14 protein-coding genes and 1 riboswitch are annotated in these 17,993 nt (G+C 50.6%); of the genes, 5 read left to right on the top strand and 9 right to left on the bottom strand.

All coding sequences use genetic code 11. The features are described from left to right. Positions 1–3 precede the first annotated feature (3 nt). Positions 4–1,269 (top strand): lipid IV(A) 3-deoxy-D-manno-octulosonic acid transferase, encoded by a 1,266-nt coding sequence (gene waaA, locus EJE49_RS05785; RefSeq protein WP_124949457.1) that lies wholly within the window; start codon positions 4–6, stop codon positions 1,267–1,269. Here waaA and EJE49_RS05780 read toward each other — a convergent pair. The 3 genes from EJE49_RS05780 to EJE49_RS05770 are packed head-to-tail and all read right to left on the bottom strand — an operon-like array spanning position 1,266 to position 3,553. Next, complete coding sequence (locus EJE49_RS05780; protein WP_223246766.1) at positions 1,266–2,555, bottom strand: TolC family outer membrane protein; 1,290 nt, start codon at positions 2,553–2,555, stop codon at positions 1,266–1,268. The two genes, waaA and EJE49_RS05780, sit on opposite strands and share 4 nt — an antisense overlap. A gap of 17 nt (positions 2,556–2,572) precedes the next feature. Then, positions 2,573–2,896 carry a rhodanese-like domain-containing protein gene (locus EJE49_RS05775; RefSeq protein WP_124949456.1) on the bottom strand — a complete coding sequence of 108 codons (324 nt, stop codon included), beginning with the start codon at positions 2,894–2,896 and terminating at the stop codon, positions 2,573–2,575. 3 nt (positions 2,897–2,899) lie between these two features. Beyond that, positions 2,900–3,553 (bottom strand): protein-L-isoaspartate O-methyltransferase family protein, encoded by a 654-nt coding sequence (locus EJE49_RS05770; RefSeq protein WP_124949455.1) that lies wholly within the window; start codon positions 3,551–3,553, stop codon positions 2,900–2,902. A 55-nt stretch (positions 3,554–3,608) separates the two neighbouring features. Further along, a riboswitch (TPP riboswitch) is annotated at positions 3,609–3,711 on the top strand. 27 nt (positions 3,712–3,738) lie between these two features. Here EJE49_RS05770 and thiC point away from each other — a divergent pair. Both thiC and EJE49_RS05760 read left to right on the top strand, forming a co-directional pair. Beyond that, positions 3,739–5,655, top strand: coding sequence for a phosphomethylpyrimidine synthase ThiC (thiC, locus tag EJE49_RS05765; protein WP_124949454.1), 1,917 nt, complete (start codon positions 3,739–3,741; stop codon positions 5,653–5,655). Between the two features lie 133 nt (positions 5,656–5,788). Beyond that, the gene (locus EJE49_RS05760; protein WP_124949453.1) at positions 5,789–6,619 is read left to right on the top strand and encodes an undecaprenyl-diphosphate phosphatase; all 831 of its coding nucleotides are present in this window, start codon (positions 5,789–5,791) and stop codon (positions 6,617–6,619) included. A gap of 67 nt (positions 6,620–6,686) precedes the next feature. Here EJE49_RS05760 and EJE49_RS05755 read toward each other — a convergent pair whose 3' ends face one another. The 6 genes from EJE49_RS05755 to EJE49_RS05730 form a co-directional block, all read right to left on the bottom strand. Continuing rightward, complete coding sequence (locus EJE49_RS05755; RefSeq protein ID WP_124949452.1) at positions 6,687–12,488, bottom strand: Hpt domain-containing protein; 5,802 nt, start codon at positions 12,486–12,488, stop codon at positions 6,687–6,689. Between the two features lie 105 nt (positions 12,489–12,593). Continuing rightward, positions 12,594–14,726 carry a methyl-accepting chemotaxis protein gene (locus tag EJE49_RS05750; RefSeq protein WP_124949451.1) on the bottom strand — a complete coding sequence of 711 codons (2,133 nt, stop codon included), beginning with the start codon at positions 14,724–14,726 and terminating at the stop codon, positions 12,594–12,596. Positions 14,727–14,777: 51 nt separating this feature from the next. Continuing rightward, positions 14,778–15,287, bottom strand: coding sequence for a chemotaxis protein CheW (locus EJE49_RS05745; RefSeq protein ID WP_124949450.1), 510 nt, complete (start codon positions 15,285–15,287; stop codon positions 14,778–14,780). Positions 15,288–15,314: 27 nt separating this feature from the next. After that, positions 15,315–15,677, bottom strand: coding sequence for a response regulator (locus EJE49_RS05740; RefSeq protein ID WP_087446056.1), 363 nt, complete (start codon positions 15,675–15,677; stop codon positions 15,315–15,317). A 14-nt stretch (positions 15,678–15,691) separates the two neighbouring features. Beyond that, positions 15,692–16,063 carry a response regulator gene (locus tag EJE49_RS05735; protein ID WP_124949781.1) on the bottom strand — a complete coding sequence of 124 codons (372 nt, stop codon included), beginning with the start codon at positions 16,061–16,063 and terminating at the stop codon, positions 15,692–15,694. A gap of 235 nt (positions 16,064–16,298) precedes the next feature. Beyond that, positions 16,299–16,475 (bottom strand): rubredoxin, encoded by a 177-nt coding sequence (locus EJE49_RS05730; protein ID WP_124949449.1) that lies wholly within the window; start codon positions 16,473–16,475, stop codon positions 16,299–16,301. Positions 16,476–16,546: 71 nt separating this feature from the next. Between EJE49_RS05730 and thiD the strand changes: the two genes are divergently transcribed. Beyond that, positions 16,547–17,368, top strand: coding sequence for a bifunctional hydroxymethylpyrimidine kinase/phosphomethylpyrimidine kinase (gene thiD, locus EJE49_RS05725; protein WP_124949448.1), 822 nt, complete (start codon positions 16,547–16,549; stop codon positions 17,366–17,368). Continuing rightward, positions 17,365–17,991, top strand: coding sequence for a thiamine phosphate synthase (gene thiE / locus EJE49_RS05720; protein ID WP_124949447.1), 627 nt, complete (start codon positions 17,365–17,367; stop codon positions 17,989–17,991). Before thiD ends, thiE begins: the two co-directional genes overlap by 4 nt. Positions 17,992–17,993: the final 2 nt, after the last annotated feature.

Here is a 17,993-nt window from a genome sequence, read left to right as displayed (position 1 = left end):
CGCATGTCGCGTTTGCTATATTCTCTGGTATTGGTGCTGGCGCTGCCGTATCTGCTGCTGCACCTGCTCTGGCGTGGCTGGCGGCAGCGCGGCTATTGGCGGCACTGGGGTGAGCGTTTTGGCTTTTATACGCAGCGCACTGATAAACCAGTCATCTGGCTGCATGCTGTATCCGTGGGTGAGACACGTGCTGCAGTACCACTGGTGCAGGCTTTGCTGACCCGCTATCCCGATCATCAGCTTCTGCTTACCCATACGACGCCTACCGGGCGTGACACCAGTCTGCAGTTATTCGGCGATGCAGTGTGGCGCGTGTACTTGCCTTACGATTATGCATTTGCCGTACGTCGTTTTGTACGCCGGTTTCGCCCGGCGCTGGGCATGCTGATGGAAACCGAAATCTGGCCCAATCTGATTGCCGCCTGTCAGCGTGAAAATGTGCCGGTGATGTTGGTCAATGCGCGCCTGTCGGAACGCTCAGCACGGCGTTATCACTGGTTTGCCACGCTGGCGCTGCAAAGCCTGACCGGTTTGTCTGCCATAGCAGCCCAGACCTCGGCGGATGCCCAACGTTTAACGGAGTTGGGTGGGCGTAATGTGAGTGTTATGGGTAATTTGAAATTTGACACTACCCCACCAGCGGCACAATTGCAGCTTGGTCAGCGCTGGCGCTCTGAGATAGGCCAGCAGCGGCCGGTCTGGCTGGCTGCCAGTACGCGGGAAGGAGAGGAAGCGCTGGTGCTGGATGCGTGGCAGCAGTTGCAATTTCCGGCAGCGCTGTTGATTATCGTGCCGCGCCATCCGCAGCGCTTTGATGAAGTGGCCGCTTTGCTGGACAAGCGTGGCATACGCTATCAGCGCCGCAGTAGCGGGCAGCCGGTTGCCGCCACTACGCAGGTTTGGCTGGGTGACAGCATGGGCGAGTTATTTGCCTATTACCGTGCGGCTGACCTTGCCTTGATTGGTGGCAGTTTGTTGCCGCTGGGCGGGCAGAATCTGATCGAAGCTGCGGCAGTGGGCTGCCCTGTCATCATTGGCCAGCATGTGTGGAATTTCGCGGAAGTGACGCGTGCTGCCATCGCCGATGGTGCTGCAGTGCAGGTAGTAAATACCGATGAGTTGGCGCAGCGTGTGCAGCAGTTGCTGCATGATCCGCTGGCTCGACAGAATATGCACAACGCAGCATTGACCTTCAGTCAAGCGCATCAAGGTGCAACAGCGCGTTTGCTGGCTCTGGCATCTGGCTATTTAGCCAGTAAACCCAGCTAATTTATCTCATTCAAATCAGTTTCAGTCAGCGAGCCGAGATTGGCCTTCAGGCGTAATTTAGCCAGCCAGTAACCATAGCGCGCAGCAGCAAGATCACGCTGGGTTGCATAATATTGTTGCTGTGCATTGAGTACGTCGATATTGGTGCGTATGCCTACTGTCAGTCCGAGCTTGTTGGATTCAAGTGCCGACAGACTGGCGTTAACGGCCTGTGTGTATGCCGTTACCTGCGCCGCCTGACTGTTGATGCTGTATGCCGCCTGGCGGGTATTGAGGTCAATCTGGCGGCGAATGACCAGCAAATTCTGCTGTGCCTTGTCCTTGTTGGCTTCTGCTTCGCGGATATGTGAATTGACCAGCCCACCCTGGTATAGCGGGAAATTAAGCGCGAGTCCAATGTTGGCATTGCTGGTGTTGACCAGGCTGTTACCAAATAACTGATTGTTGTTGTCGGTATAGTTGGCAACAGCATCCAGCGTGGGTAGGTGGCCACTGCGCGCCCGGGTGATTTCCTGCTCGGCGATGTTCATGTTGGCTTGTTCAACCTGCATCTGCGGATTTTTTTGTACTGCATCGGCTATCCAGGCATCGAGCTGGTTAAGCGCTACCGGGTTGAGCATGTGCTGTGCGTTGAGACCTGCTAGTGTAGCGGGTGGCTTGCCGGTCAGGACCGACAAAGCTTGCTGTTTGATGTTGAGGTCATTTTGTACTGCAATGAGTTGGGCCTGGGTTAGCTCAAAGCGTGCCCGGGCTTCGTCGCTGTCGGTGATGGTTGCTGTGCCAGCGGTAAAGTTGGCCTTGGCCAGGGCCAGTTGCTGCTCAATGGCGGTTTGCTGGGCCTGTAATACATGCAGGTTGTCCTGGGCTAGCAGTACATCAAAATAGGCGCTGGCAACCCGCAGGATTAAGTCCTGCTGCTTGCTGCTCAGTTGTGCATTATTGGCGAGCAGTTGCTGTTTGGCCTGTGCATATTGCGTCAGGCTCGCTTGCCGATACAGCGGTTGCGTTACGCTGACACCGAAGCTGTTGGAACGGTAGTTTTGTACGCCGGCGAATGAAGAGTCTGTGCGGTTCTGTAGTACATTGGCGGCGAGCTGAATTTGCGGTAATAACGCCGCGCGTGCTTGCGGTAATTTTTCCAGGCCAGCCTGATAGTTCGCCATGCTGGCGGCATATTCTGCATCGTTACCTAGTGCGTCCTGATACACGTGGCTTAATTCATTGGCAAAGCTGGCGGGAGTCCAAACCAACATCAGTAGCAGCAAAGCGCGAGTCAATTTAGGCATGGTATTGCAGCGTCCGGTTAATAAGTCGGCATGTTCAGATCTACTGATTGTGCCCAGGCATCAACACCACCTTGCAAGTTATAAATATGACCAAATCCTGCACGCTCCAGAAAGTGTGCAATTTGCATGCTGCGCATACCGTGATGGCAAATAACCACAATGTTGGCGTGCGCATCCAGTTTATCCAGTTGGGCTGGTACGGTATGCATGGGAATCAGTTGCGCGCCGCTGATATGCGCAATCTGATATTCCCATGGTTCGCGGACGTCCAATAACACAGGCGCAGGGCGTGCATCGTCGGTAAGCCAGAGGTGCAGCTGTTGCGCGCTGATTTGCTGCATGGGTTAAAACACAAACCGTTCTGGTTGCACTGCGTTCTTGAGTGGCTGCACATTGGTTTCAAACAATGTCACCGTGTTGTACGCGCCTTCGGCAACGCATGTGATCAGTTGTGCTGTCATCGCAGGGGCATCGCCGGTGATGGCAAACAGCCTGCCGCCAATGTTCAGATCATGCACGAATGCTTCCGGCAACACGGGGGTCGATCCGGTGATGACGATGACATCGTATTTGCCATGACGTGACCAGCCTTTGGCTGCATCACCCACTTCCAGGCTGGCATTGGTAATGCCATTTGCCTGCAGTTTGGCACTTGCCTGGGTTTTGAATTCAGGCACGATATCGACGCTGTGCACGTGCTGGCCAAGTTCGGCGAGCAAAGCGGTAAGGTAGCCGCTACCCGTGCCGACTTCAAGAATGACGTCGGATTTCTTGATGGCCAGCTCCTGCAGTATGCGGGCTTCCAGTTTAGGGGACATCATGACTTCGTTATGACCCAGCGGGATTTCCATATCCACAAAGGCCAGGGTGCGGTACATCTGTGGTACGAAATCTTCGCGTTTGACCTTGGTGAGCAGATCCAGCACTTGCTGGTTGAGGACATCCCAAGGGCGGATTTGTTGCTCTATCATGTTAAAGCGTGCTTGTTCGATATTCATTTCTACACCTATATCACTAATCTCTTGCGATTATTCCATATTTCCTATAATTTAACACCTCTGCTGGGGGTCTTCATTGTAAATAATCAATGAAGTGAGAGATACCCTTCGAACCTGATACGGGTTATACCGTCGTAGGGAAGCACTCACCTGCTCCTTACGCTTATTGCTTAAGGAACACTAATATGAATGCCAATCCAGAATTTATTGCCGCCAATGCCCATGTAGATGAAGCGGCAATCCATCCGTTACCCAATTCGCGCAAGGTTTATGTGCAAGGCTCGCGCCCTGACATCCAGGTGCCGATGCGTGAAATCAGTCAGGCTGATACCTCCGCTTCATTTGGCGCAGAGCCTAATCCTCCTATTTATGTGTATGACTGTTCCGGTCCGTATTCCGATCCTGCTGCCAAAATTGATATCCGTCAGGGTTTGAGTTCAGTGCGCGCGACCTGGATTGAGGAGCGTGGCGATACCGAAGCGTTGACCGGATTGAGTTCTGAGTATGGTCGTGACCGCTTGCATGATACGCAGTTGCAGACGATGCGCTTCCCAGGATTGGCTCGTCAGCCGCGCAAGGCGAAAGCGGGGCGTAACGTTACCCAGATGCATTATGCGCGCCAAGGCATCATCACCCCGGAAATGGAATATGTCGCTATCCGCGAAAATATGCGGCGCGAAGAATATCTGGCATCGCTGAAAGCATCTGGACCGACTGGCCAGAAGATGTATGAGCTATTGGGTCGTCAGCATCGCGGTCAAGCCTACGGTGCGGCCTTGCCTGAGACCATTACCGCTGAATTTGTACGCGAAGAAATTGCACGCGGACGTGCCATCATCCCGGCGAATATTAATCACCCTGAAACCGAGCCGATGATTATCGGCCGTAATTTCCTGGTGAAAATCAATGCCAATATCGGCAATTCCGCGCTGGGTTCATCCATTCAGGAAGAAGTCGAAAAAATGACCTGGTCTATCCGCTGGGGTGGCGATACGGTGATGGATTTGTCGACCGGCAAGAATATCCACGAAACCCGTGAATGGATCATCCGTAATTCACCGGTGCCTATCGGTACTGTGCCTATTTATCAGGCGCTGGAAAAAGTGAACGGCAAAGCGGAAGACCTGACCTGGGAAATGTTCCGTGACACGCTGATCGAGCAGGCCGAGCAGGGTGTGGATTATTTCACCATTCATGCCGGTATCCGTCTGGCCCATGTGCCGCTGACGGCGAACCGCATGACCGGTATTGTGTCGCGTGGCGGCTCTATCATGGCTAAATGGTGCCTGGCGCATCATAAAGAGAGTTTCCTCTACACGCATTTTGAAGATATCTGCGAAATCATGAAGGCCTATGACGTCAGTTTCAGTCTGGGTGATGGGCTGCGTCCCGGTTCCATCTATGATGCGAACGACGATGCGCAACTGGCTGAACTGAAAACCCTGGGTGAGTTGACACAGGTGGCGTGGAAGCACGACTGTCAGGTCATGATTGAAGGCCCTGGTCACGTACCTATGCAACTGATCAAGGAAAACATGGATCTACAACTGGACTGGTGCGATGAAGCACCGTTCTACACGCTGGGACCGCTGACAACCGATATTGCACCGGGCTATGATCACATTACCAGCGCGATTGGCGCTGCGCAGATTGGCTGGTACGGCACAGCAATGCTGTGCTATGTCACCCCGAAAGAGCATCTGGGATTGCCGGATAAAAATGACGTTAAAGACGGCATTATGGCGTACAAGATTGCGGCGCATGCGGCTGATCTGGCCAAGGGCCATCCTGGTGCACAGATACGCGATAATGCGTTATCCAAGGCACGTTTCGAGTTCCGTTGGGATGACCAGTTTAATCTTGGTCTGGATCCGGATAAAGCGCGCGAATTCCATGATGAGACTTTGCCTAAAGACTCTGCCAAGGTGGCGCATTTCTGCTCCATGTGCGGGCCGCATTTCTGTTCCATGAAAATCACTCAGGATGTACGCGAGTACGCCGCACAGCAAGGTTTGTCGGATCAGGATGCGCTGATTCAGGGTATGGAAGTCAAAGCTATTGAGTTTGTTAAGCAGGGTGCCGAGATTTATCGCAAGGCATAAACATTGCTTTGTATTACCATAGCTTCGCAGTTGCCACGGAAGTGGTAACTGCTTTTTTTATATATTTCTGCAATACATTAAGAATGGCGTAATCTTGTTCTGTTAATCTGTATTTATTTTAGGTGGCTTGTTCATGGATATAATATTGGCATTGAAGGCATTGATTTTAGGGCTTGTTGAAGGCTTAACCGAATTTTTGCCGATTTCCAGTACTGGTCATCTGATTATCATGGGCGACCTGCTTGGCGGTTTCAGTGATGCACGCGGCAAAGTATTCGAAATTGTGATTCAGTTGGGTGCAATACTGGCGGTGGTTTGGGAGTTTCGCGCTAAACTGGGCGTGGTAACGCGAGGGCTGGTAACACGTGACCCGACTGCGTGGAGTTTTGCCAGCAATGTTTTGATAGCATTCATGCCTGCTGTAGTACTCGGATTGCTATTCCACGATGTCATCAAAACCTATTTGTTTAATCCCTATACTGTAGCAATGGCGTTGATTGTGGGTGGAGTAATTATTTTGTGGGTTGAGAAACGCGCCCTAACGCCACGTGTACATACGATAGAGGAGATGCGCTGGCAGGATGCGCTGAAAGTCGGCTTTGCGCAATCGGTCGCCATGTTTCCCGGTGTATCGCGCTCGGGAGCGACAATTATTGGCGGCATGATGTTTGGTTTGAATCGTAGTGCGGCAACGGCTTTTTCGTTTTTTCTCGCGATTCCTACCATGTTTGCTGCAACTGTTTATGACTTGTATAAAAACTGGGCCCTGTTATCGGTCAATGATATACCGCTTTTTGCCATCGGTTTTGTTGCGGCATTTGTAAGTGCCTATCTTGCAGTTGCTGCCTTACTTAAGTTTGTTTCCAATCATACCTTTGTTGGCTTTGCCTGGTATCGTATCGTATTCGGTATGCTGGTCTTGCTTAGCGCCTATACTGGGGTGGTAGACTGGTCGGCTAGTTAATTTATTCTTTACCCACACCAATAAAAATGCCCGCATTTAGCGGGCATTTTTATTGGTGTGTCTACTGCTATATTTCGCAAGTGGTATTGATGAGTTCCGCTACTTTGGCAAGTACGACGTCTTCCTGGAAAGGTTTACCCATATAGGCATTTACACCCAGGTTCATGGCATGCTCACGGTGCTTGTCTGCTGTGCGCGAAGTGATCATGATGATAGGGATGTGCGCCATTTTCTGATCGGCACGCATCACTTTGGTGAGCTCGAAGCCATCCATGCGCGGCATTTCAATATCGAGTAACATCACGTCGGGAATCGTGTTTTGCAATATCTGCAAAGCATCTACACCATCCTTGGCGGTGATGACTTCGTAACCCTCACGAGTTAGCATGCGGCTGGTGATTTTGCGCACTGTGAGCGAGTCATCCACCACCATGACGGTTTTAGCCGTGCTGATTTTTTCGGCGACTGCCTGCGGAGCATGCGCAATATCCTGTCTGACTTGCACACCTTGACGTTGCGCAAGTTGTACCGGGTTAAGAATCAGCACGATTTGACCGTTACCCATCACCGTTGCACCGGCGATGCCGAGTACGCGCGCTAATTGCGGCCCAATGTTTTTTATCACAATCTCACGGTTGCCCGTCATGCTGTCAACCAGAATCGCAACACGCTGGTTACCGCTCTTCAATAACAGTACCGGGCTATATTGCTGTTGAATTGGCTGGGCGCTGATTTCACCTAACAAATGCGGCAGGTAGAAGAAATCGTAATGGTTGCCTTGCCAATCGATAGCGCCTTGTTTGAGCAATTCATTCAACTGCGCTGTTTTGTATTCCTGAACTTGTTCCACCATGGATGACGATATTGCATACATTCGATCTGCCACGGTCACCATTACCGTCTGGGTCACAGCCAGGGTGAGCGGTAGATATACCAAGAACTGTACGCCTTTGCCGATTTCTGAGGCAATATCAATGCGGCCGCCAAGTTGGCTGATTTCGTTTTTAACGACGTCCATACCTACGCCGCGGCCGGATAATGCAGTCACTGATTCTGCAGTGGAGAAGCCGCTGGCAAAAATCAATTGCATTAATTCGTCAGCGGGCAGTACGGCTTCGTTGCTGATTAACTCCTGGCTGACCGCTTTGGCGCGAATGGCCTGTAAATCCAGTCCACGGCCGTCATCGCGTAAGGCGATGACGACTTCATTACCTTCCTGACGGGCATAGAGTACGATTTCGCCGTATTCGGATTTGCCAGCAGCGAGGCGTTCGTTTGGCATCTCAATGCCGTGGGCTACGGAGTTGCGTAGCAAGTGTTCGAGCGGAGCAACCATTTTATCCAGCACGCCACGGTCGAATTCAACATGTTCTCCCACCAGTTGCAGACTGGCTTTCTTGCCCAGTTCCTTGGCGGCGAGGCGTACAGTGCGGTGAAGTCGATCGGAAATACTCGACAATGGCACCATGCGTATATGCATAAGCGCCTGTTGCAGATCTTTGGCCAGACGGCCTTGCTGGTTAATCGCAGCATCGGTTTCATTCAGACCAATAGTCAAGCTTTGCTGTACCGTGCCGATATCATTAACACTTTCCGCGATCATGCGGGTCAGTTCCTGCAAACGCGTGAAACGGTCAAATTCCAGCGGGTCAAACTCGGCATCCTCGTTGCGCATATGCGATAGGGTGGACTGCATCTGACTTTCAGCCTGGATTTCCAGCTCGCGCAATTGGGTGCGCAGACGGTTCACGTTCTCATTCAATTCCAGTGTGCTGGTTTTGATGTTCGCTACGCTGCTTTCCATGCGTGAACGGGCAATGTTGATTTCTCCTGCTTCATTGACCAGTCGGTCAACAGTATCTGCACGTACGCGCAAAGTCTGTGCGCCAGCTTCCGTATCCAGCGAAGGAATCTGGATGTTGGTGGGCATTGCAACAGCTTGCTGCACAGCAATTGCATCATTCACGACTTGCTCTGGCGCTGTTGTAGTCAGCAGAGGTTGCGGTGGTGTCGGGTTGCGTAGTTGTTCTACAGCGATATTTAGTTGATCGGTTTGCGCTTCGAAACGATCAAAGTCATGCTGAGCGAAGTGCTGTTTATTGATTGCGTCAATAATGTCCGTTTCCAAAATGTGCGTAAGCTCGCCCAGTCGCATTGCTCCCGCCATACGTGCACTGCCCTTAAGCGTATGTAACAGGCGCTGCAGATTGGCTTGTTCTTCGCCATGTGGAGTTTGTTGCCAGTTGCGTATCGATTTCTCGATTGCTGGCATGAGGTCGGCAGCTTCCTCAAGGAAAATTGGCAGCAGTTGTTCATCCACGTCATCTGCAATAGTGATGTTGTGATGTGATTGCTCGTCAATGGGGAGTAGCAGTTTCTCCATAGTCGAGTTAAGTTGCACAGGCTTGGCTTCAGCTACTTCAGCTACTTCCACAGCTTCCACAGCTTCCACAGCTTCCACAGCTTCCACAGCTTCCACAGCTTCCACAGCTTCCACAGCTTCCACAGCTTCCACAGTGCTGCTGCCCTCTTGCTCTTCACTCTTTGCTGCGAATAGTGCAGCTTCGTCTGCTGCTGGGGCGTTATCGTGAGCTATATGCGCTAGCTGGGCTTGAGCCTTGTCGAGCAGGCTCACCAGCTCAGGTGCGGCTTGCGGAGCTTCTTGTTTGCGTATGCTGCGTAACATGCTGGCGATATGGGCTATCGCCAGGTCTGTTGCGTTGTCATGTTGCGGCAGCGGTGCTGCAATAGCTTGCAGGCGGTTGAGCCAGCCTTCCAGTGAGTGTGCAAGTTCTGCGATGGGCTTGAACCCAGTCAGTCCGGCAATGCCAGCCAGCGTGTGGGCAGCGCGCATAAATTCGTAGCTGACTGCTTCGTATGGCTGACTTTGCAGCCGGTTAAACTCATCTCTTAAGGTGTGGTAATGTTGATCAGCTTCGCGCAGGAAGATGTCGAGTAACATCGGTGAGATCAGGTTGGTGCCAATGGCAATACGATCGTCGACCGGCTCATCATTGGTCAAATGGGTCTCGGCTATGGGCTCTGGCGCTCCATCGGCTACTGCGCTGTTCGCTTCGGCGTTATTTTGGGTAAGCGCAGTGTCTGTTTCATCGTGTTCACTAGCTTCAACTAATGAAGTTAGGTTAGAGTGCTCTTCGGCGACGTGCTCATCCTGAGCAAATGCCATCATTTCGTCATGTTCTACTATGTCTGCTGTAGGTGCTTGCAGTGTCGTATGTTCAGCATGGATTTCAGTCGTATCGATATTAAAACTGTCAGTGTCGCGGTTTTGATCAGCTATCTCTGTCGGCGCTGGCTGATGATCCAGATCAGCGAAGTCAGCCATGTCCTGTTCAGCCGCGAATTCTTCTGCAAGGGTGATTGCCGGTGTTTCAGCTTCCGCAACAATTGACTCAGGCGTGACTTCGGGGTTGACAGCAGGCTGTTCGATTGTGTTGCAGCTTTGCTCCAGGCGCAATTGATCCGCTTGTATGCTTATATCGGCGGATCCAGCCGGTATCGCTGTGCCTGCTTTAAGTGCGTCTACCCATGTGGCAAAAAATTGATGGGCCTGCTCTAAAAATGAGATTAATTCCGGCGTCGCACTCTTCTCATCTTGCAGCCATTGATTGAAGAGTTGCTCGACTGACCAGGCAGTTTCGCCCAGTTCATTCAACCCGACCATGCGACCACTTCCTTTAAGGGTATGAAAGCCGCGGCGGGTGGTGCGCAGCGACTCAACATCGTGTGGTTGCCGGGTCAGTGTGTGTAATTCATCCTGTATCGTGGCCAGAACTTCGGTAGCTTCCTCTAAGAATATTTCCAGAAGTTCGGCATCAATTTCTTGCGCAGGACTTTCGCTGATGCTTGGTTCGTCGTGGGTGTGAATGGTACTGCCCAGTTGCCCTGCCAATTCAGTTAACGCTTCCTGGCCTTGTCCTGCGTTAATTTGCTGTAAGGCTTCAGCAGTCTGCGATTTCAGCGCCTGATCACCGACTAACTCTGCGTCCTGATTTATTTCACGCAGAGTTTCAAGGAGCTTTTTTTTTGTATCCTCCTCGTCGGGATTCTGTTGCCATGCATCCAGTTGCTGATGTAAATCAGCTTTGAGTGAATCGAGCTCATCCTCTACACGTTCATTGCTGTCCAGATTGTCCGGCTCGACATCTTCAACCAGTCCAAACTGTTTGAGGATGGGTTGTAGAATACTGGCGGCATCCTGACGCTGGTAGCGTTGCGCGTCAACATACAGGCTTATGCTGCTAATAGCATCAGCAATGACAGGGAATTGTGATTCGTCGATGGCAACCGCCGGATCACGTAATTGGCGGATCATCTCGTGGGTACGTTCCAGCACCTGATTAGCCGCATCGAGTTGCATGATGCTGAGTGCACCATGAATCTCGGTGATAGGACGGTCTAGCTCTGCAAGCAGTTGCCGGTCATGGAAATTGTCGCGGAAAAAATTATCAAGGGCTTCTTCGATTTTTTGCACATTGATTTGGATTTCCTGCGCAACCTGAGCCATGAGCAGTTTTTCTTGCGCCTGTCTGGAGAAATCATCCAGCAAGGGTACATCAGCAATTTCGCTAATATCAATTTCGGCATAGGCAGCCGCACGTAAACGCTGGTTTTGTACTTCTGCCTGGTGCACTAGTTCACCACTGATATTTTCGTAATGCTCCAGATTGTTTTGTATTAACAGCAGCGTTGTCGCTACTTCAAGATTAATGGCTTCATGGCGCTGGTTGGGGAGTTGCATGTAGTTGTCTGCAACTTCTTTGATCTCGCTCACTAATTGTGCAATCGGGGTGTTGTTCAGTTGGCCAGTCAGATCTTTGAGTTCATTAATCTGGATCTGGAACTGCGAAAGACTGTCCTGGTTGCCAGAGACAAACTTGATCCATGCTTCCTTGGTGCTGTTGACCGACGCTAATAATTGCTTGAGTAAGGGACGTAATGCACTGATTTCGTTTAACGTAGTCGTGTGCTGTGGAATAAGTTGCGCCAGACTGAACGTGTTTTTAACTTCGGTAATATGTTCATTGATATCCTGGCTTTGCGCAATGAAGTAAAGCAGATCGCGTAACAGCCGTTCTGCAATTTTGTGCGAACCCTCGATATGGCGGCGCATTTGCAAGTCAATGCGACCACATAGTTGTTTCACTGCAAATGTAGGCTCGATAGAATGGTTAATCAGACAATCAACAAATGCACTGGCGCCCCACCAGAAAGTGCGACTGGCTGGTATGCTCATACCCATTTCGATGGCGTGCACAGCAGAGCGCATGTTTACCAGGCCTTGTTCAGTATTTTGCTGGCGCAGGAAGTCCAGTAATCCTCGCTGGAAGGCAGATCGTGATTTTTTAATCAGTTGTGTCAGTTCATCTGCTGACAGACTGGATGCTGTCGCAGCACGCGGTGCGCGGTGCGCCATATCTGGGAAAAATAAATCGCTGGCTGTCGTCTGGCTAATGCCTTGCGCAGCTCTTAGTTGCTGATATGACGGCAATAGCTGGAGTTCAAGGTTAGGTTTGCCATTTAGCAATTCATCCAGATAGTGCTCGAGTTCATCGCAGGCGTTGTGGACAAGATCCAGCATGCTTTGATCGATAGCAAGTTTACCTGATTCAAGTGCTTCGACCAGTTTTTCGATCTCTTGGCATACCAGTGTGACACCCTGTAAACCAACCATTTCAATTGCACCGGTCACCTGATGCAAGTGCGTGCGAGCTTGACGCAACTTGGCTGGGTCATCTTCAGTCAAATTGTACAGATCCAATACTTCATTGACTTGTCGCAAGGCGCGATCTATTTCATCTTTGACCCAACTGAGGGGGCCGATATCGTATTCTGGCATCAAGCTCATGGTTTTTCCTGTTTAGTTCGCTGATTGCTCGTTAAGCGATTTATTGCTCGTCAACGTATGCAGGGTGATTAACAGATGCAAAATAACCACCCTCGATAAACAACGTTATGCCAACTTGAAACCAGAAATGGATTTTTTCAAATCAGCTGCGAGTGCGGACAATTCACCAATCGAGGATGCAGTTTGCTGTGTACCAGCGGTTGTTTGCTCGGTAATTTGCTGAATATCCTGCATAGCCTTCGCTACTTTGGTAGCGGCAACTGCCTGGCTATCTGTTGCAGTTGAAATATTTTCAATCAGACTGGCCAGATTGCGAGATACCTGTCCAATTTCGTTCAGTGCCTGACCTGCAGCATCGGAGAGTTTCGCACCTTCTACTACCCCTTGCGTACTGGTTTCCATAGCGGACACAGCATCTTGAGTATCTGACTGAATGGTTTTCACAATCGCTGCAATCTGTTTGGTCGCTTGGCCTGAACGTTCTGCCAGACGTTGCACCTCTTCCGCAACCACGGAGAAGCCACGGCCCGCTTCGCCGGCGGCCGCAGCCTGAATCGCTGCATTCAGCGCCAGCACGTTGGTCTGTTCGGTAATGTCGGAAATCAGTTCCACGATTTCACCAATTTCCTGTGAGGATTCACCCAGGCGCTTAATGCGTTTGGAGGTTTCCTGAATGTTTTCACGAATACTGTTCATGCCGCTGATGGAGTTTTCTACCGCTTTGGTACCTTTTTCCGCTGCTTCCAGTGACTGGGTCGCCACTTGTGCTGATTGGCTTGCGCTGGCGGAAACATCATTAATAGATTGGGAAATACCCAGAATAGCGGCAGAGGTTTCTTCGATTTCCTGGGATTGGCGTTGCGCAGCAGCAAGCAACTCTTCGGAAATAGCTTGTGCCTGGAGGGTGGTGTTCGTCACTTTCTCTGTTGCACGGTTAATACCAGATACCAGTCCGCGTAATTCGTCGATGGTGAAGTTGATTGAGTCAGCAATAGCACCGGTGATGTCTTCGGTCACGGTCGCATTGGTAGTGAGGTCACCGTCAGCAAGGTCGCCAAGCTCGTTCAGCAAGCGCAAAATAGCTTCCTGGTTACGTTTGTTCTCTGCTTCGCTGAGCTGTACGCGGCGTTTAGATTCGTTGATGTTAACGAAACCGAACAGCACCAGACTTGCCAAAGCCAGCAATCCGGATACGACAGCTATCATGTTGCCGATCGAACCCAGCTTCTCATAGGCATGCGCGGCAATCTGTGCGTCTTTCAGGATTTCATCACTGGCTTTGAAAATGGCCATGCTGGCTTGTTTGGTTTCTACCAGAGGCTGCATATTGCTCAGAATGTTGGTGACCGAGGCTTCGAATGGTTTGAATGCCGCAGCCAGTTCAGCGAGCTTGTTGTGCGCATCGGTATCCTTCAGTGCGGCGATGTGCATGCGTTCGCTACCGTCGCGCAAGCCACGCAATGTTTCCTGGAATGTGGTGGTGTCTTTACCTAACTGGAATGCCACATCCTGGTCAATTGCGTCGGATGCCGTGAGCGCGTTGGCGTTTTTTGCCATGCGCTGGGTTAACATGACCATCTGGCTGGCAAGTGTGGTTTCGCGTTGCCCCAGATTAGCGTCAGTCATACGCCCAACAAGCTGTTCGGAAATCTCTAGCAAGTCGTTAGTGCTTTTGTTGATTTGTTCTACGTTGCTGTGCAGTTCTACCAGTGCCTTTTGTTGCCCAAGAATCTGATTGATTTGAGCTTCAACCGGTGTCCAGTCTTTTTTCAAGTCAGCGAGTAAGGGTTGTATCGACTTCGGGGAAGCTGGCAAGCTGATGCTGCCGTTGGCAATAGCGGTAAAGTCGTCGATGAACTGCTTTTCACTATTTTTTAGTTGGGCGAAAGCTTCAAGGTTGCCGGCAACTGCCTGTTGGGCACCTTTAGCGATACGCTGCGATAGCATCTGCATTTCCGTCGCTTTGGTGATGTATTCGGTTTTGTTACCGACCTGGATGCCGTTATAAATAAGTAACACACCTGCCAATACCAGGAAACCAAGACCGGAGACCATGGTTAGGATGTATTGTTTTTCGATTGGCAGATGACCAATTAACGGCGTTTCAGCTGCTGCGCTATTTGATATTTTCTTTAGCCCACTCATAATCAGGGTGGTGTTTTCCTGATTCGATACGACTCGACCGGTTTTCTTTGGTTGGTGTTTTGGGTTAATTAAGCTAAGCAGGTTAAACGCCATCTTGTATCTCCACTTCAAAATATTTATTAGGTTTGGTTGGTTGAGCTTGGGTTAAATGCCAACAGTAAGAAACTCTGGATTCGTTACTAATGCAGTCATGTTCAGGTTGTACCAGATGTGGCCATCACTATCGCGATGCGTGCTGGTGCACCAGGAGGTATGATCACCACTGGTTTCCAGTTGCATTTTGTCAATATTGCGTAAACCCAATGCCTGATCGATAAGTAGCGCAGCATTGGTGGCGAATCGTGGATGGACGATCAGGAGTCTGTTTTCAAGATTGCGCTGGGCATTGCCCAGTTTTGAGAAACTGGGTAAATCAACTACGCTGAATAGTTTTCCGCGGATGTTGGTCACGCCAAGAAACCATTCTTGTGTAAGCGGAACAGTGGCAAAAGGTGGCGGGGTGATTACCTCACTGATTTCAGCCAAATCGACTAACCAGTTTTGTGAACCCACTCGAACTGCCAGTCGGCTGTTGGCTGTGGATTGGCTGGTGGCTATTTGTAATCGATCGCTCAGGTCTTGCTGAAACTGTTTGAGACTGACACGTTTTGACATGGTCGTATTTTCGTGAGGTGTTGAGTCTTATAGGGAGCGAATTTTTTGTAACAGTGCATTACCATCTACTGGTTTGATGATGTATTCGATCGCACCTTGACGCAGACCCCATATTTTGTCGGTTTCCTGATCTTTGGTGGTGCAAAGGATCACGGGAATATGTTTCAACTCCTCATCTTTGGATAGCGCACGGGTTGCCTGAAAGCCATTCAGGCCAGGCATGACGACGTCCATGAGAATCAGGTCTGGCATGATCTGCTTTGCTTTTTCAAGCGCTTCCGTACCGTTTTCGGCCAGATTGATCTGATAGCCTTGCTTGCTCAACAAATCGGCAAGAAAGAAACGCTCAGTTGGGGAGTCGTCGACGATAAGGATTTTATGAACTGCCATGAGAGACCTCGAATTTAAATTTCTGATACATTGTCTGATGGTGCATAACGCTGCACCGCGGTTAGTAAAGTGTCTTTGGTAAATGGCTTGGTGAGGTATTCGTTGGAGCCAACAATTCGTCCACGCGCTTTATCGAAAAGACCATCTTTGCTGGAGAGCATAATGACAGGCGTAGATTTGAAGCGGCTGTTTTTTTTGATCAGCGCGCATGTCTGATAGCCATCGAGACGAGGCATCATGACATCAACAAAGATGACATCAGGCTGTCGATCAGTGATTTTGGCTAAAGCGTCAAAACCATCCTCGGCAAGTATGATTTCACATCCAGCCTGCTTCAAAAATATTTCGGCACTTCTGCGTATGGTGTTGCTGTCGTCTATCACCATTACTTTAACGCCATTCAAATTTTTTGTGTCGGTCACGCCGCCCCCAGTAATGATTTTAAATTTGTTGTAATTGGTATTGGGTGAATTAATTTAGGGCTAGACCCAGTATTCATGATGTTTCTCAGTAGCCATCATAATAATTAATCGTGTTTACATTTTTAATCTTATTTTGCCCTGCTGGCAAGTATTTGTTGTGATTTTTCTCTGAGTTCAGCAGGGTCGTTATGTTGCCGGGTTAAACAGCGACCATCTCAAAGTCGTCTTTGCGTGCACCGCATTCGGGGCATGTCCAGTTGATGGGCACATCGTCCCAACGGGTGCCCGGGGCAATCCCGTCTGCAGGGCTGCCTTGAGATTCGTCGTAAATATAACCGCAGACCACGCACATGTAGCAATTGTAGGCCGATTCCATTATTTCTTCGCTTTTCAGTTAAAATACTTATTCTAATCCAGTTATACGCTTTTATGGCGTGGTTTTTTAAAATGACAAATGATTCACCTCCAGTTGTTCTGACATTTGCGGCCTCTGACCCGACCGGTGGTGCAGGTATTCAGGCGGATATCCTGACCCTTACCAGTATGGGGTGCCATGCCCTGTCGGTAATAACGGCAATTACGGTACAAGATACCGTTGGCGTGGAAGATTATCTGCCTCTGGACGCGGAATGGATTGCTGACCAGGCCCGTTGCGTGCTGGAAGATATGCCGGTAGCTGCGTTCAAGATTGGCATGCTCGGGAGCATCGAAGCGATTGCGGCAATCGCCGCGATTGTGGCTGATTATCCGGACGTGCCTCTGGTGCTGGATCCAGTGCTGGCTTCCGGGCGGGGCGATGAGCTGGCGAATGATGATATGCGCGCTGCTTTGATAGATATGCTGATTCCGCAGACCACCATCATTACACCGAATAGCGTGGAAGCCAGAAGCTTGGTGCAGGACGACATGGATGGCGCAGATGAAGCCAGTCTGGAACAGTGTGCGCTCCATTTATTGAGTACGGGTTGCGAGTATGTATTGATTACTGGTACGCATGAGAATACGTTGCAGGTGATTAATACCTTGTATGACAGTACCGGCGTGATTCGTACGGATGCCTGGGCGCGGCTGCCGGGCAGCTACCATGGGTCAGGTTGTACATTAGCTTCAGCGATTGCAGCTACGTTGGCACACAAAATGAGTCTGCCTGAAGCAGTGCGTGAAGCACAAGAGTTCACCTATGAAAGTCTGCGAGCAGGATTCAGGCCGGGTATGGGGCAATATATTCCAGACCGTTTGTTTTGGGCACGCAACGGTGACGATCAATGATTTCGGGTTTGTACGCGATTACGCGAGAAACAGATAACACCGGGTATTTACTGGCCTCGGTTGAGGCGGCTCTGCGTGGTGGCGCGGCAGTGGTGCAGTATCGCGATAAAAGCGCAGATGTGGCGCGTCAGCATGAACAGGCCAGTGAGTTACTGGAATTATGTCGGCGTTACCATGTGCCCCTGATTATTAATGACAGTTTGCGCCTGGCTGACTTGGTAGGTGCAGATGGTGTGCATCTGGGTCGTGACGATGGTGCAATCCATGAGGCGAGAATTGTACTCGGGCATGACCGCGTTATCGGCGTATCGTGTTATCAGTCCTTGCCGTTGGCTTTGAAAGCACAGGCAGCAGGGGCCGATTACGTGGCCTTCGGCAGTTTCTTTCCATCCAGCACCAAACCGGATGCCAGTCCTGCTGACGTGACCCTGTTGCATGAGGCTGGTCACGTCATTCATGTGCCCATTGTCGCAATCGGCGGCATTACGTTGAGCAATGCCGATAGCCTGATTAATGCGGGCGCAGATTCGGTCGCGGTGATCAGTGCATTGTTTGATAGCGGTGACATAGAAACCACAGCCCGGCAGTTTGCCAATTTGTTTATAGACGAAACTGAAGACTAAAT

Source organism: Sulfuriferula thiophila (assembly GCF_003864975.1).
Taxonomy (GTDB): Bacteria; Pseudomonadota; Gammaproteobacteria; order Burkholderiales; family Sulfuriferulaceae; genus Sulfuriferula; species Sulfuriferula thiophila.
This window is presented reverse-complemented; position numbering and strand designations above follow the sequence as displayed.

Bases quoted from the DNA above. Each gene is read 5' to 3' on its own strand.
- waaA (WP_124949457.1), top strand. From the start codon at position 4: ATGTCGCGTTTGCTATATTCTCTGGTATTGGTGCTGGCGCTGCCGTAT.
- EJE49_RS05780 (WP_223246766.1), bottom strand. From the start codon at position 2,555: ATGCCTAAATTGACTCGCGCTTTGCTGCTACTGATGTTGGTTTGGACT.
- EJE49_RS05775 (WP_124949456.1), bottom strand. From the start codon at position 2,896: ATGCAGCAAATCAGCGCGCAACAGCTGCACCTCTGGCTTACCGACGAT.
- EJE49_RS05770 (WP_124949455.1), bottom strand. From the start codon at position 3,553: ATGAATATCGAACAAGCACGCTTTAACATGATAGAGCAACAAATCCGC.
- thiC (WP_124949454.1), top strand. From the start codon at position 3,739: ATGAATGCCAATCCAGAATTTATTGCCGCCAATGCCCATGTAGATGAA.
- EJE49_RS05760 (WP_124949453.1), top strand. From the start codon at position 5,789: ATGGATATAATATTGGCATTGAAGGCATTGATTTTAGGGCTTGTTGAA.
- EJE49_RS05755 (WP_124949452.1), bottom strand. From the start codon at position 12,488: ATGAGCTTGATGCCAGAATACGATATCGGCCCCCTCAGTTGGGTCAAA.
- EJE49_RS05750 (WP_124949451.1), bottom strand. From the start codon at position 14,726: ATGGCGTTTAACCTGCTTAGCTTAATTAACCCAAAACACCAACCAAAG.
- EJE49_RS05745 (WP_124949450.1), bottom strand. From the start codon at position 15,287: ATGTCAAAACGTGTCAGTCTCAAACAGTTTCAGCAAGACCTGAGCGAT.
- EJE49_RS05740 (WP_087446056.1), bottom strand. From the start codon at position 15,677: ATGGCAGTTCATAAAATCCTTATCGTCGACGACTCCCCAACTGAGCGT.
- EJE49_RS05735 (WP_124949781.1), bottom strand. From the start codon at position 16,063: ATGGTGATAGACGACAGCAACACCATACGCAGAAGTGCCGAAATATTT.
- EJE49_RS05730 (WP_124949449.1), bottom strand. From the start codon at position 16,475: ATGGAATCGGCCTACAATTGCTACATGTGCGTGGTCTGCGGTTATATT.
- thiD (WP_124949448.1), top strand. From the start codon at position 16,547: ATGACAAATGATTCACCTCCAGTTGTTCTGACATTTGCGGCCTCTGAC.
- thiE (WP_124949447.1), top strand. From the start codon at position 17,365: ATGATTTCGGGTTTGTACGCGATTACGCGAGAAACAGATAACACCGGG.